The 14377-nt window shown below is 71.8% G+C and carries 13 protein-coding genes; 5 read left to right on the plus strand and 8 right to left on the minus strand.

What is annotated here, in order from left to right:
- Positions 1–41: 41 nt before the first annotated feature.
- The 7 genes from ACGFIK_RS10785 to ACGFIK_RS10815 form a co-directional block, all read right to left on the minus strand.
- Positions 42–1283 carry an ATP-binding protein gene (locus tag ACGFIK_RS10785; protein WP_327023552.1) on the minus strand — a complete coding sequence of 414 codons (1242 nt, stop codon included), beginning with the start codon at positions 1281–1283 and terminating at the stop codon, positions 42–44.
- A gap of 167 nt (positions 1284–1450) precedes the next feature.
- A complete protein-coding gene (locus ACGFIK_RS10790; protein WP_327023553.1) occupies positions 1451–1999 on the minus strand; it encodes a hypothetical protein in 549 nt (182 codons plus the stop codon).
- 422 nt (positions 2000–2421) lie between these two features.
- Entirely contained in the window at positions 2422–5616 is a 3195-nt protein-coding gene (locus ACGFIK_RS10795; RefSeq protein WP_393338900.1) for a UvrD-helicase domain-containing protein, read from the minus strand.
- Between the two features lie 61 nt (positions 5617–5677).
- The gene (locus ACGFIK_RS10800) at positions 5678–6997 is read right to left on the minus strand and encodes a metallophosphoesterase (RefSeq protein WP_327023555.1); all 1320 of its coding nucleotides are present in this window, start codon (positions 6995–6997) and stop codon (positions 5678–5680) included.
- Between the two features lie 13 nt (positions 6998–7010).
- Positions 7011–7265: a MoaD/ThiS family protein gene (locus tag ACGFIK_RS10805; RefSeq protein ID WP_327023556.1), complete on the minus strand. Its 255-nt coding sequence runs from the start codon at positions 7263–7265 to the stop codon at positions 7011–7013.
- Positions 7262–8272 (minus strand): GTP 3',8-cyclase MoaA, encoded by a 1011-nt coding sequence (moaA, locus tag ACGFIK_RS10810; RefSeq protein WP_327023557.1) that lies wholly within the window; start codon positions 8270–8272, stop codon positions 7262–7264. Before moaA ends, ACGFIK_RS10805 begins: the two co-directional genes overlap by 4 nt.
- Positions 8269–9183: a fructosamine kinase family protein gene (locus tag ACGFIK_RS10815; RefSeq protein WP_327023558.1), complete on the minus strand. Its 915-nt coding sequence runs from the start codon at positions 9181–9183 to the stop codon at positions 8269–8271. The genes moaA and ACGFIK_RS10815 overlap by 4 nt, the downstream gene beginning before the upstream one ends.
- Before the next feature lie 228 nt (positions 9184–9411).
- Here ACGFIK_RS10815 and ACGFIK_RS10820 point away from each other — a divergent pair, with 228 nt between their 5' ends.
- Complete coding sequence (locus ACGFIK_RS10820) at positions 9412–10467, plus strand: DUF4192 domain-containing protein (protein ID WP_327023559.1); 1056 nt, start codon at positions 9412–9414, stop codon at positions 10465–10467.
- Positions 10468–10544: 77 nt separating this feature from the next.
- On the plus strand, positions 10545–11255 hold the full coding sequence (locus ACGFIK_RS10825) for a GAP family protein (RefSeq protein ID WP_327027349.1): 711 nt from the start codon (positions 10545–10547) through the stop codon (positions 11253–11255).
- Between the two features lie 3 nt (positions 11256–11258).
- On the opposite strand, the gene fdhD is transcribed toward ACGFIK_RS10825, so the two are convergent.
- Positions 11259–12113, minus strand: coding sequence for a formate dehydrogenase accessory sulfurtransferase FdhD (gene fdhD / locus ACGFIK_RS10830; RefSeq protein WP_327023560.1), 855 nt, complete (start codon positions 12111–12113; stop codon positions 11259–11261).
- A gap of 176 nt (positions 12114–12289) precedes the next feature.
- Here fdhD and ACGFIK_RS10835 point away from each other — a divergent pair, with 176 nt between their 5' ends.
- From ACGFIK_RS10835 to ACGFIK_RS10845, 3 genes are all read left to right on the plus strand, one after another.
- Entirely contained in the window at positions 12290–12898 is a 609-nt protein-coding gene (locus ACGFIK_RS10835; protein WP_327023561.1) for an NTP transferase domain-containing protein, read from the plus strand.
- The gene (locus ACGFIK_RS10840) at positions 12895–13143 is read left to right on the plus strand and encodes a DUF6457 domain-containing protein (RefSeq protein WP_327023562.1); all 249 of its coding nucleotides are present in this window, start codon (positions 12895–12897) and stop codon (positions 13141–13143) included. The genes ACGFIK_RS10835 and ACGFIK_RS10840 overlap by 4 nt, the downstream gene beginning before the upstream one ends.
- 84 nt (positions 13144–13227) lie before the next feature.
- The gene (locus tag ACGFIK_RS10845; RefSeq protein ID WP_327023563.1) at positions 13228–14307 is read left to right on the plus strand and encodes a hypothetical protein; all 1080 of its coding nucleotides are present in this window, start codon (positions 13228–13230) and stop codon (positions 14305–14307) included.
- Positions 14308–14377: the final 70 nt, after the last annotated feature.

The following is a 14377-nucleotide window of genomic DNA, read 5'->3' on the forward strand; positions in this document are numbered from 1 at the left end:
GACCTGCTGGAGTGCCACAGCTCGGGTGGTGGCTGCGGGCCTCAGGCCGGTTGGGTGCGGAGGTAGCGGCCGAAGTGGGGGACGGTGAAGGCGACCGTGCCGCGTTCACCGGAGTAGATCAGGCCCTTCTTGATCAGGGCGTCGCGGGCCGGGGAGAGGCTGGCGGGCTTGCGGCCGAGGGCCCGGGCGATCTCGGCGGTCGGTACGGCCGCGTCCATGTCGTCCCGTCCACCCCCCTGCGCCGCCCCCTCGACCAGGGAGAGGGCGGCCATCGCCCGCATGTACTCCCGTTCCGCCGGGGTGGCCCGCTCGAAGCGGGAGCCGAAGAAGCCCACCGCCAACTCCGCCTCGGCCTCCGGGGCGGCCACCCGTACGTCCGCAGCGGTGATCGGTGAGCGGGGAGCGTGATCCCAGGTCGCCTTGCCGTACGCCTGGACGAAGTACGGGTACCCCCCGGACTTCTCGTAGAGCAGGTCCAGCGCCTTCGCCTCGTACTCCACGTCCTCCCGCTGGGCCGGGGCGCAGAGTGCCTGGTCGGCGGCGATCCGGTCGAGCCGGTCGATGCGTTGGTAGCGGAACAACCGCTCGGAGTACGACTTGGCTGCGCTCAACACCGCCGGCAGGTGCGGCAGGCCCGCGCCGACCACGATCAGCGGTGCGCCGAGCTGGGACAGCTCGTGACAGGCGGCGCAGAGGGCGGAGACCTCCTCCGGCCCGAGATCCTGCATCTCGTCGATGAAGATGGCCACGCCGGTGCCGACGTCGCTGGCGACCGAGGCGGCATCGGTCAGCAGCTCCACCAGGTCGATCTCGATGTCGCCGGAGTCGGCCCGTCCGCTGGCCGCCGGTACGTCGATGCCGGGCTGCCACCGGTCCCGCAGCTTGGGGGCGGTGGCGCCCCGGCCGGTCGGCACACCCCGTTGGGCGAAGGCCTTGAGCACCCCCAGGAAGGCGTCGATGCGGTCCGGTGCCCGGTGCCGGGGGGCGAGTTCCCGGACGGCCATGTGCAGGGCGGCGGCGATCGGTCGGCGCAGTGACTGATCCGGCCGGGCCTCGATCTTGCCACTGCCCCAGAGCCGGTTGATGGCCTGGGAGCGGAGGGTGTTGAGCAGTACGGTCTTGCCGACGCCTCGCAGGCCGGTGAGCATCAGGCTGCGTTCCGGTCGGCCCCGGGCGATCCGCTCCAGCACGATGTCGAAGACGTCCAGTTCCCGCCCCCGCCCGGCCAGTTCGGGCGGGCGCTGACCGGCGCCCGGAGCGTACGGATTGCGGACCGGATCCACGAATCGCAGAGTATCGAGGCATCTAGCCGAGGAGCTAGACATCAGTAGACGGGGCTACCGGCGTGTCGACAGTCGACCGGAAACTAGTGCTGTCTAGCGAGAATGCTAGATACCGCTAGATCTACCGATGGTGGGGCTAGCCGCCTGCGGGTTCTGCGCCTGCGGGTTCAGTCGCGTCGCTTGAGGCAGAGCACGAAGTCGAGCGAATCCAACTCACTGTCGTAGAAGTACCAGTTGGTGTAGCCGTCCACCCGGGCACACTTCGCCTCGGCGTCCTTCTCGCCGCTGGTCGTGCCGTCTACCCGCCGCAACACCTCATAGGTCGAGGGCGCGCAGTCAGTGATCAACAGTTTCGGCTTCGAGCCGGCCGAAGCCTCGTTGCGTACACACTGTCCCTGCTGGACGAACCGGGGATCGGTCGACGAGTTGGCGGTCGGGGAGGCGGTCGAGTCGGGGTCGGAGTCATCCGGGGCGGCGGTCGGCGCCGGTGGATCCTGGGTCGGCGCGGACACCACGGTCGGATTCGGCTCGTCATCCTGCCCGAGCAGGTAGTACCCCGTCCCACCGACGACGGCCAACACCAGCACCACGATCAGGGCGGCGATCATCGGGGTACGACCGCGCCGACGCGGTGGCGCGGGCTGACCGGCGTACGCGGCCACCGCCGGGTCCTCCTGGTGGACCCGACCACCCGGCTGCGGATATCCACCCGGCACCGATTCCGACCCGTAACCCGGCCCGGTCCCGTAACCAGAGTCGTAGCTTGGCCCAGGCCCATGACCCTGACCAGAGTCGTAACCCCGCCCAGACCCGTAGATCTGTCCGGCGCCATACCTCTGACCGGAGTCGTCAGCCTGCCCGGCCCGATAACCCTGCCCAGGGCCGTAACTCTGCCCAGGGCCGTAACCCTGACCGGAGTTGTGGCCCTGGCCGGGGCTGTGCGGTTCGTCGGGTCGCGGCTCGTGCCACGGTTGCGGGCCGCCGCCCGGTGGTCCGTAGTTCGCCATGCCCGCCCTCCTGATCGGGGTACCCCGGCTAGACCATCGTTGATGGCTCAGCCGTCACCCCGGTCACGGTAGCGCGTACACCCGGGCACCTCGGCCCGGACGGCGGTCGGGTCAGCTATCCGGCAGCAGGGTCAGATGAGGCGCAGTTGACGGTCCTTGGGGCGGCGCGGTCCGGCGCTGTCGCCCAGCCGCTCGAACAGGCCCGGGTCGATCACGTCGAGGAAGGGCGACGGTCGACAGTCGTGCTCCGAGCCGTGCCGGACGCGGCGAGCGGTGTGGCTGACATAGAGCCGATCCTGCGCCCGGGTCACCCCGACGAAGAACAACCGGCGTTCCTCCGCGATCGCGTCCTCGTCCGGGGTCGAGCCCGGCCAGCGCAGCGGCAGCAGCCCGTCCTCGGCCCCGACCAGGAACACCACCGGGAATTCCAGGCCCTTCGCGGCGTGCAGGGTCAGCAGGGTGACCGCCTCGGCGCGGGGGTCCAGCGCGTCCACCTCCGCGCCGGTGGCGAGCTGGGACAGGAACATCTCCAGGTCATCGCCGCACCGCCGGGCCAGGGGGGTGAGCAGGTCCACCGCGGTACGGACCTCCTCCGGGCGGACTCCGTTGGAGCCGTCCAGGGTGGGGATGGCGAAGCGTTCGGCCAGGACCTGCCCGGCCAGGCGGACCCGGGCGGGCAGGGCGCCCTCCACACCGGAGGCGTGCCGCAGTTCGCGGGCGATGGCCAGCACCCCGGGCCGGTCCCGCAGCCGGTCGTGGGAACGCTTCTGCACCGGGATGTTCGCCCGGGACAAAGCGTCCACGATCGGCGCGGCCTGTGAGTCGGTCCGGTAGAGCACGGCGATGTCGGAGAAGGACAGGGTGGTCGACCGGCCGTCGATCCGACCGGAGTCCAGCGACCGGTGGGAGAGGCCGCCGACCAGTTCGTCGACTGTGCGTACCACGAAATCGGCCTCGTCGGCGACGGAGGCCGCGGCGTACCGACCCACCAGGGGGGCCTCGGGGTCGAGTCGGGCCGGATCCAACCGGCGGCCCCGGACCAGCGAGGAGGGTGCGATGGCCTGCACCGCGGCGGCCAGGATCGGCGCAGAGGACCGGTAGTTGCGGTTGAGCCGCACCAGCCGGGCGTCCGTGAAGTCCTGGGAGAACCGCAGGAAGTACCCGACATCGGCACCCCGGAAGGAGTAGATGGCCTGGTCCGGGTCGCCGATCGCACAGAGGTTGCCGTCGGCGGGGCTGAGCAGTCGCAACAACTCGTACTGCACCGCGTCGACGTCCTGGTACTCGTCTACGAAGATCCACCGCCAGCGGTTGCGGTACCGCTCGACCAGCTTGCGGTCCGCACGCAGCAACCCGACCGGCAGGGTCAGCAGCTCGTCCAGGTCGACCATGCCCTGCTTGCGCAGCAGTCCGGCGTACCGGGCCGGGTCCTCACCGGCCTCGGTCCTGGCCGCCGCCCGCTCGGCGTCGTCGGCGATCCGGAAGTCGTTCGGCAGGCCGGCGGCGTCGGCGTTCTCCCGCAGGATGGTCAGCCCCAGGGAGTGGAAGGTGCCCACGGTGACGTCCTCGGCGACCGGGCCGAGCAGGCCGTCGAGGCGGTGGCGCAGTTCCTCGGCCGCCCGCCGGGTGAAGGTGATCGCCAGGCACTCCTCGGGGAAGACGTTCAGCTCGGCGCAGAGGTACGCGATCCGGTGGGTCAGGGTGCGGGTCTTGCCGGTACCCGGACCGGCGACGATCAGCAGCGGCCCACCGGGAGCGGAGGCGGCCACCCGTTGCATCGCGTCGAGTCGGTCGAGCAGGCCGGTGCCGACCTCCTCCATGCCGGAGAGCATCGGCTCGAAGGGCTCGTGCGGGGAGGGCGGCGGGGCGATCGGCGGGGCCGGTGGGGCCGGCTTGCGCTTCGGTTCGGCCTTGGTGGCCGCCCGCTTGACCTTGGCGGCCGGTTTGTCCGCGTCCGCCGGTCGACGCTGCGCCGGGATCGGCACGTCGAACAGGGTCTCCTGCCCGCCGGAGGAGCCGGCGCCGCCCAGTTCAGTCGGATCGAACAGAGTGATCACCCCGTACTCGCCGTCGTAGCCGGGCACCCGTCGTACCTCACCCCGACGCAGCCGACCGATGCCCTCGGCGAGCAGTTCCCCGCCGACCCGGCCGATCTCCTCCACCGGGGTACGGGTCAGGATCTCCAACTCGGGGCCGAGGGCGGCGACCAGTTCGGTCAGCTTGCCCTCGACCTTCTTGGATCGCGGCCCTACCTTGTTGATCTCACCGAGGATCTCGGCGAGCTGGATCAGGTGGGTCACCTGACGAGCCTGCTCCGGCCGGTACCCCTCGGGCCGGTCGGCCAACTCCTCGACCCGGCTGAGTACCCCCACGGTCAACGGCTTGCCGCATTCCGGGCACCGTCCTCCGGCCTCCCGGGTGCGTTCGGGCGCCCAGTTCACCCCGCACAACCGGTGGCCGTCGGCGTGATACTTGCCCTCCTCCGGGAAGAACTCGATCGTGCCGGCCAACCCCTCGCCGGTGCGCAGGGCCTCCCGGATGCCGAAGTAGTCCCGTGGGGCGGTGAAGACGGTGGCCTCCCGGGCCAGCGCGGGCGGGGAGTGGGCGTCGGAGTTGGAGATCAGCCGGTAGGCGTCCAGGCTGCCGACCCGCCAGTTCATCTCCGGATCACTGGACAGCCCGGTCTCCACCGCGAAGATGTGCTCGGCCAGGTCGGCGTAGCAGTCCGCGATGGCGTCGAAGCCGGACTTCGAGCCCAGCGCGGAGAACCAGGGGGTCCAGATGTGGGCGGGGACCAGGTAGCCGTCGGGGCTGGCCCCCAGGGTGATCTCCAGCAGGTCCCGGGAGTCCAGGCCGAGGATCGGCCTACCGTCCGAGCCCAGGTTGCCGATGCGGCCCAGGGCCGTGTTGAACCGGCCCACCGCGTCCAGATCCGGCAGATAGATCAGGTGGTGCACCTTGCGGGTCCGGTCGTCCCGCTTGTAGATCGTGGAGATCTCCACGCTGAGCATGAACCGGACCGCGTCGGCCTCCGCCTCGCTGGCCAGCCTGGGCGGCAGGCGGCGGGCGATGTCCCGCTCCGCTTCCGCCGACAGCCGGTACAGGCCGGGCTCGGCCGGTTGCAGGGTCTCGCGCAGGTGGTCGTACCAGGCAGGATGGGTGAAATCGCCCGTGCCGAGCACCGCGATGCCCTTGCGCTGCGCCCACCAGCCGAGGTTCGGCAGGGTCAGGTCCCGGCTGCACGCCCGCGAATACTTCGAGTGGATGTGCAGGTCCGCGACGAAGGGCGGGAGGCCACCGGGGGGTACGGCGCTGAACGGGGGCACGCCGCATCCTGCCACGACTGGCGGTGCTCCCGCTCGGCGCCACGCACGAAGGTGAGATGCGCTATGCCGAGCGCAGCTCAACGAGGGTGATCTGTGGCTCCGCCCCGACCCGTACCGGGGGACCCCAGAAACCGGCACCGTTGGTGACGTACACCTTGGTGCCGTCCACCTCACCCAACCCGGACACCACCGGCTGCTCCAGCCGGACCAGCAGGTTGAACGGAACGATCTGACCACCGTGGGTGTGGCCGGACAGTTGCAGGTCGACGTCGTACTTCGCCGCCTCGAAGGCGGCCACCGGCTGATGCGCCAGCAGCACCACCGGCCGGGAGGGATCGCGGTCGGCCAGGGCGGCGGCGTAGTCCGCCGGGGCGGCCACCCCGGTGCCGGCCGCGCTGGCGTCGTTGACCCCGGCCAGGTCCAACACCCCACCCCGGGTGGCGATCTCCAGGCGCTGGTTCTGGAGCACCCGCAGCCCGAGCCGGTCCACCTCGGCCACCCACTCCTCGACCCCGGAGTAGTACTCGTGGTTGCCGGTGACGAAGTAGCTGCCGTGTCGGGCCCGCAGGTCCCGCAGGGGTGCCGCGGCCTCACCCAGCTCGGCCACCGTACCGTCGACCAGGTCACCGACCACGGCGACGATGTCGGCGTCCAGGCGGTTGATCGCGGCGACGATCCGTTCGGTGTGGATCCGGCCGCGCAGCGGACCGATGTGAATGTCGGAGACGGTGGCGATCCGCAGGCCGTCCATGCTGCGCGGCAGCTTGGCCAGCGGAATCTGCACCCGGTCCAGCTGCGGGGGACCCATCGCGGTGCGTACCCCGCTGCCGACCAGACCGGCGGCGGTGAGCCCGGCGAAGATCGCGGCGCCTCGGGCGAGCAGCAGCCGGCGCCCCGGATCGTGGTCCGGCCCGATCGCACCGGCGGCCGGGGGTTCGCTCGCCCTGTTCGCCGGGTCGGCCACCGGCGGGGTGGCCGTGGTCCCGGACTCCTCGGTCGCCGCGCTCGGGCCGACCAGCGCCGGCTCCTCGGTGGTGCCGGCCGGACCGACCAGCACCGGCTCCGGTGCGGCCACCGCGGCCCGGCGGCGCAGCACCAGGCGGGTCACCAGCATCGGGACTTCCAGCACGACGAGCAGCACCAGCAGGTAGAACATCAGGGCCAGCCAGATGTAGCCCGGCCAGGCCAGCCAGTACAGGCCGGCGCGGGTGCCCATCATCGTCGCCGGTACGAGCAGCGCCAGCACCACCGTGGTGACCGTGCCGATCCGCCGCCAACGGCCCGCTCTGGTGGTGTCCTTGACCAGCCGCTTCCAGAGATAGAGGTGGATCAGCCCGGTGATCAGGGCAAGGGTGGCCACGAAACCGAGTACCGCGAGCACGTCTGCTGTCCCCTCAGCCGCCGGCGAAGGGAGGAAGGACGTCGATCGTCACTCCGGCCGGCAGCGGTTTGTCGCGATCATGACAGGTCACGCCATCGACTAGAAAGCTTGCCACGGTCAACACGGGGACCAGCCGCTCACCGTGCCGCTGGGCCAGCTCGCTCAACACCCCGTCGAGGGTACGGCCGGCGGAAACGGTCTCCTCGCTGCGCCCGGCCGCCGCTCGGGCACCGGCGAAGTAACGCACGGTGACGGTTTCCACGGTCATCCTCCGATAGCCGACATCGGCCTGGCGGGTTGCAGGAAACTCGGGTCGTCGATGCCGTGACCGGCCCGCTTGCCCCGGGTAGCCGCCGTCCACCGCCGCACCAGCTCGTCGTCGTCCGCGCCGGCGCGCAGGGCACCCCGCAGGTCCGTCTCCTCGGTGGCGAACAGGCAGTTGCGGACCTGACCGTCGGCGGTGATCCGGGTCCGGTCACAGTCGCCGCAGAAGGGGCGGGTCACCGTGCCGATCACCCCGACCTTGGCCGGGCCGCCGTTCACCAGCCAGGTCTCGGCCGGTGCCGCACCCCGTCCGGCCGGATCCGGGGTCAGCTCGTACGCCGTACCCAGGGTGGCCAGGATCTCCTCCGCGGTGACCATGCTGGCCCGGTCCCACCCGTGCTGGGCGTCCAGCGGCATCTGCTCGATGAACCGCAGCTCGTACCCGTGATCCAGGGCGAAGCGGAGCAACGCCGGTGCCTCGTCGTCGTTGACCCCGCGCATCAACACACTGTTGATCTTGACTGGGGTGAGTTCGGCGGCCACCGCCCCGGCCAGACCGGCCAGCACCTCGTCCAACCGGTCCCGGCGGGTCAGCCGGAGGAAGCGGGCGTGATCCAGGGTGTCCAGCGAGACGTTCACCCGGTCCAGTCCGGCGGCGCGCAGGGCCGGTGCCACCCGCGCCAACCCGATGCCGTTGGTGGTCAGCGAGATCCGGGGCCGGGGATCGAGGGCCGCCACCGCGGTCACGATGGCGGTCAACCCCGGGCGGATCAGCGGCTCCCCGCCGGTGAACCGGACCTCATCGATGCCGAGTCGCTGCACCGCGACCCGGATCAGCCGGATCACCTCGTCGTCGGTGAGCAGTTGCGGCCCGGCCAACCAGGGCAGCCCCTCGGCGGGCATGCAGTACGTGCAGCGCAGGTTGCACTTGTCGGTCAGGGAGACTCTCAGGTCCCGGGCGGTTCGGCCGTACCGGTCGACGAGGAGGCCGCCGGGCGGTACGACACTCATCCCACGACGGTAGCGCGGCCTAGCCCACCCAGAGCGGCGCGGGCGAGGTCGCGGACCGAATCCCGGTACGCGCTGCCGAACAGTGCGGTGTGCACGAGCATCAGGTGCAACTGGTGCAGGGGAACCCGCTGCCGCCAACCCTCGGCCAGCGGCCAGCATTCCTGGTACGCGGCCAGGATCCGGTCCGCGTACGGCGGACCCCCGAACAGCGCCAGTTGGGCCAGGTCGGTCTCGCGGTGCCCGCCATGGGCGGCCGGGTCCACCAACCAGACCCGGTCGTCGGCCCCCCAGAGCAGGTTGCCCGGCCACAGGTCGCCGTGGACCCGGGCCGGTGGCTCCTCCCCACCGAACTCGCCGATCCGGGCGACGACCTGTTCGACCAGCGCGACCGTGGTGTCGTCCAGGGCCCCGTTGTCGACCGAGCGCCGCAGGTAGGGCAGCAGCCTCGCCTGGGCGAACCACTGCGCCCAGGGGCCCTCGTGTGGGGTGTTGTCCGCCGGCAGGGCCCCGATGAACCCGGGCCAGGAGGCCCCGAATGCGGGTGCCCCGGCCCGGTGCAGGCCGGCTAGTTCCCGGCCGAAGCGTTCGGCGGCCTCGGGGCTCGGCTCACCCGGCTCGATCCAATCCAGGGCCAGCAGCTCGGGCAGGGCCACCAGCACCTGGGGAACCGCCACCGCCCCGGTCTCCCCCAGCCAGCGCAGCCCGGCCGCCTCGGTGGCGAAGAACCCCTCCGGCACCGGCCGATCCGCCTGCTCCGGCCAGGTCTTGGCGAAGACCGAGTGACCGTCGTCGAGAGTCAGCCGGGAGGCGGCGCAGATGTCTCCGCCGCTGACCGGGGTCTCCCGGATCCGTTGATGGGTCAGGAAGGTCGGCAGCTGCTCGGGATGCGCCCGCAGATACGCCAGATCCATGCCCGCAAGGTATCCCCTCCGGGGGGAAGGAAGGGCCCCTTGTTAACGCCTCCGGTAGAGCAGGGGTCCCCTATTAACAGGCTGCACGCTCACCGCGCTGTGCCAAGGGTGCTGGCGGAAGGGTGGCGATCGGGTGTGACCAGGCAAAATACGCTGAGTAGCTGTGGATAACCGGCGTGTCGTCCACAGGGGCAGCGGCACCCACCTTCCGGCTCGCAGGCTGACTGCATGAATTCGACGGAGATCCCTAGGCTGACCGTCCGCTCGCCCGCCGACCTCATCGCCGCGGTGCCGTACCTGCTCGGCTTCCATCCGAGCGACAGCGTCGTGGTGGTGGCCTTCTCGGCCTCCCGGGTCGTCTTCGTGGCCCGTGGGGACCTGCCCGGCGACACCGATCACGGCGAGGCGGCCGGGCACCTCGCCGCGGCCGGACACCTGGCTGCGGTCACCGCCCAGCAGGGCGCCGACGCGGCGACCGTGATCGGGTACGGCCCGGCCGCGCGGGTGACCCCGGCCCTCGACGCTATCCGGGAGGCGTTGACCAATGTCGGGTTGCCCGTGCTCGACGCGCTGCGGGTCACCGAGGGGCGCTGGTGGTCGTACCTCTGCACGGAACCGGAGTGCTGTCCGCCGGAGGGAACCGCGTACGACCCCGAGGGCAGCACGGTGCCGGCGGCGGCCGTCTTCGCCGGGCAGGTGGCCCTGCCGGACCGGGCGGCCCTCGTCGCCCAACTGGCCCCCACCGATGGGACCGCCGCCCGCCGCGCCGCCGAGCGGGCCGAACAGCGGCTGTCCGAGTTGCTGGCGACCGCACCCCCGGCGGACCTGCTCGGCGCGCGGGCCCTCCGCACGGCCGGGGTGGCGGCGTACCGTGCCGCCCGGCGCCGGCACGACCGGGGCGGGCAGCTCACCGACGACGAGATCGCCTGGCTGGCCTTACTGCTGACCCACCTTCCGGTACGCGACCACGCCTGGGAACGCACCGACGGCCGGGACGAGGACGTGGCGTTCTGGACGGAGCTGCTGCGCCGGGTAGCGCCCCACCTGATCGCGGCGCCCGGTGCGCTGCTGGCCTTCGCCGCCTGGCGGGCCGGGCAGGGCGCCCTGGCGGCGGTGGCGCTGGAGCGGGTGTTGACCGAGCATCCGGACTACTCCCTGGCCCTGCTGATCGACGACCTGCTCCGTCGCGGAGTCCCACCCTCCCGGCTGGATGGTTGGCCGGCCGGCGATCCGTCGACTCCCCCGCGCCGAGTTCGGCGCAGGTCGCGCCGCCGCCCACGATGACCCACCAGGACAGGGGCAGCCAGACCTGCTGCGGCCCTGGATAATCGATGGATGCTCCGATCGACCTGCGGACGCGGATGAGCGTCGGACTGCTGCTGTCGCTGGCCGGGCTGGCCCTGATCGACAGCACCAGCATCGGCACCCTGTTCATTCCGGTGTGGTTGCTGCTGGCCCCCGGCCCGGTCAGCGGTCGCCGGATCCTGACCTACCTGGGCACCATCGCCGGGTTCTACTTCGTGGTGGGGCTGGCCCTCTATGTCGGGGGCAGCACCCTGGCAGGGGTGCTGGGCGGCGCCCTGGACAATCGTCCGGTCATCTGGGCGCAGTTGGTGTTCGGGGTCGGCCTGCTGGTGGTGAGCTTCCGGTTCGACGGTAAGCGCGGCAGCGGAACGGGTCGAGTGCTGCGCTGGCGGGATCGGGTGACCACCGGTGACTCGTCGGGGCGGTGGCTGATCGGGCTGGCCCTGTTCGCCGCGTTGGCCGAGGTGGCGACCATGCTGCCGTACCTCGGTGCCCTGGGCCTGTTGGGCACCTCCGGCCTGGACCTGGCGGCGGTGGTCGCCCTGCTCGGTGGGTACTGCCTGGTCATGGTGCTGCCGGCGATGGTGTTGCTGGGGGTGCGGCTGGCCTGGCCGAGGCTGATCGAGCCGGTGCTCGTCCGGCTCAACGCCTGGATCCTCAGATCCTCCGGGAGCATGCTCGGCTGGGTCCTGGGCATCGCCGGCTTTTTGATCGCCCGGGACGCCGCGATGCGGCTGGGCCTGTTCGAAATGCTCGCTAACCGCTGAAGTTCAGGCGCTGATCCGGTGTGGGCTGGTGTAGACGTTCATGGTGCGGCCACGGAGGAAACCGACGAGGGTCAGTCCGGCCTCGGTGGCCAGGTCCACCGCCAGGGTGCTCGGCGCCGAGACCGCCGCGAGCAGCGGCACACCGGCCATCCACGCCTTCTGGGTCAGCTCGAAACTGGCCCGTCCGGAGACGAGCAGAACGTGCCCGACCAGGGGTAGCCGACGCTCGCGTACCGCCCAGCCGATCACCTTGTCCACCGCGTTGTGTCGGCCCACGTCCTCGCGGAGCACCACCAGGTCACCCTCGGCGGTGAACAGACCGGCGGCGTGCAGCCCGCCGGTCCGATCGAAGCCACGCTGCCCGGCCCGCAGCCGCTGCGGCAACTCGGCCAACAGTTCCGCCGGCACGGTCAGCGGGTCGTCGGCCACCTCGAACATCGACCGGGTACGCACCGCCTCGATGCTCTCCTTGCCGCAGACCCCGCAGGCGCTGGTGGTCAGGAACTGCCGGTTGGCCTCGACAGTCGGCTCCGGCACCCCGGGTGCCAGCGTCACATCGACCACGTTGTACGTGTTCGGGGTCTCCGTGCCGGCACACAACTGCGCGGTCGACACATCCTCCGCCGACCGGATCAGTCCCTCGGCGAACAGGAAACCCAGTGCCAGGTCCAGGTCCGCGCCAGGAGTACGCATGGTGACCGACAGTGGGCGGCGGCGTCCCGGCCCGGCCGCACCTACCCGGATCTCCAGCGGCTCCTCGGCGGCCAGGGTGTCCGGCCGACGGGTCAGCACACCCCGGTCGGCTGCGGCGTCGAGATCCACGCGGAGCACCACGCGGCGGTCAGTAGCCCGTCCCACCCCACCATCCTGCCCCGACCCCCACCCCGCCACCCGCCCACCCCGCCACCCGCCGACCCGGGCAGCCCGACCGCCCCGGCCCTCAGCCCCGCCCGACCACCCTCAGCCCCGCCCGACCACCCTCCACCCCGGCCACCAGCCAGAGAGGGCACCAGGGCTAGGGCTACGGTGGGCCGGTGAAGGCGTACGCCGCGGTGGTGCTCGCCGGAGGTGCGGCCCGGCGGATGGGTGGACTGGACAAGCCGGCGCTGCCGGTCGGCGGGGTGCCGATGCGGGAGCGGGTCCTGGCGGCGGTCGCGGACGCCGCGCCTCGGATCCTCGTCGGGCCGGGACCGGCCCCGGCGGGCGTACGACTGACTCGCGAGTCGCCACCGGGCGGCGGGCCGGTGCCCGCCCTCGCGGCCGGGCTGGCCCTGCTCGACCCCGAGGTGTCGGCCGTAGCCCTGCTGGCGGCCGATCTGCCGCTGTTGACCCGGGCCGCCGTCGGTGAGCTGCTGCACCACCTCGACGACGCCTCGACCAGCCGACCACCGGTCGACGGGGTCTGTTACCTGGACCAGTCCGGGCGGCGGCAGTCGCTGTGTGGGGTGTGGCGCCCGGCGGCGCTGCGCGCGGCCCTGGACCGGGTGCGGGTACGGCGGGGCGAGTTGGCCGGAGCGTCCCTGCGGGACCTGTCTACCGGGCTCGCCGTACGCGAGCTGCGGTGGACCGGCGACGGCCCGCCGCCCTGGTTCGACTGCGACACTGAGCGGGACCTGCGGCGGGCGGAGGAGTGGTCGCGATGAAGGTGCTGGACGACTGGCTCGCGGCGGCCTGTGCGGAGCTGGGGGTGGATCCGGCCGAGGTGCCGGTACAGTCCGTGCTCGATCTGGCCCGGGATGTCGCCCACCAGGTGGTGCGGCCGGGGGCCCCGGTCACCGCGTACCTGCTCGGGCTGGCTGTCGGCCGGGGGGCCGATCCGGCCGTGGCAGCCACCCGGCTGACCGAGCTGGCCGACACCTGGCCGACCGAGTCAGGTGACCACGGCTGACCGCCAGGCGTGTCCGATCACTGTCCGGGTTGACGCCTCTTCCCGACCGGCTCGATAGGGTGGCCGGAACGGACGGAGGCGATCATGACGGCAGAGCACCCCTCAGCACCGCCCGGTACGCCGGCACACCACGAGTCGATCCTGCTCGACGAGCCGAGCACTGCGGACCTGCGGGCCAAGGTGACCCATGCGTGGCGGGAGTTCGCCCGCGCGTTGGCCGACCGGCTGGCCGGCCTGCCGCACGGTGCCCACGTGGAGTTGACCCTCGACCCGACGGCCTCCGGCATCGAGGAGGCCGTCTACTCCGTCAGTGTCGATGTCGGCGAGGACGGCGGGTTGACCGCGCGGGCGGTGGGCAACGCGGCCCTGCCCCAGGGCTATCGGCTGGACCGGGCGGCCGTGGCAGACATGGTCGCCCTGGGTTGGTCTCCGCCCGGGGTGCTGGAGGGCTCCGGTGACCAGTTCGGCCTGCACTGCGGGGTCTCGGAGAGCACCCGGCTGGCCGCCCTGCTCTCGCGTACGCTGCGCGACATCTACGGCGCGCCGCACCCGGCCTTCCTGGTCTACGTGATCGTCGACGCCGAGGGTGAGCCGGTGCCGGGCGAGCCGTTGGGCACCGCCCGCAGTGAAGTCGGCACCGGGCAGGAGATCGAGGACGACCTGGCCCAGGCGCTGGCCGCCCCGGAGGATTCCGGTGCGGACAGTGAGGTGCTGGAGTTGGCCGAGCGGGTCCGGACGGTGGTCTCCACCATGCTCCGGTCCGACTCCGACCGGGTCCAGGTCGACTCCGACGGCGACATCAACATCCGGGCCGGTTCGGCGATGGTCTTCGTCCGGGTGCGGGACAATCCGCCGCTGGTCGACGTCTTCTCCCCGGTGCTCACCGAGGTGGAGCCGACCGAGCGGCTCTACGTCAAGCTCTCCGAGTTGACCAACCGGATGCCGATCGGCCGGCTCTACTGTGCCGACGACACCGTCTGGGCCTCTATCCCGGTCTTCGGCCGCAACTTCCAACCCACCCATCTGATGCTTGCCGTGCAGGTGATGACCGGCCTGGCGGACGAGTTGGACGACCGGCTGCACGGCGAGTTCGGCGGCAAGCGCTTCTTCAGTGAGGGGGACAAGCCGGGACGGGGCGAGCACCGCACCGGCATGTACCTGTGAGCTGGTGGCTCAAGGGGTGAGGCCCGGAGTTCCCGAGAAACCGGGCCCCACCCCTTGAGGGGGAGGGAGA

Origin of the sequence: Micromonospora sp. NPDC048871, assembly GCF_043198155.1 — a bacterium.
Classification (GTDB): domain Bacteria; phylum Actinomycetota; class Actinomycetes; order Mycobacteriales; family Micromonosporaceae; genus Micromonospora.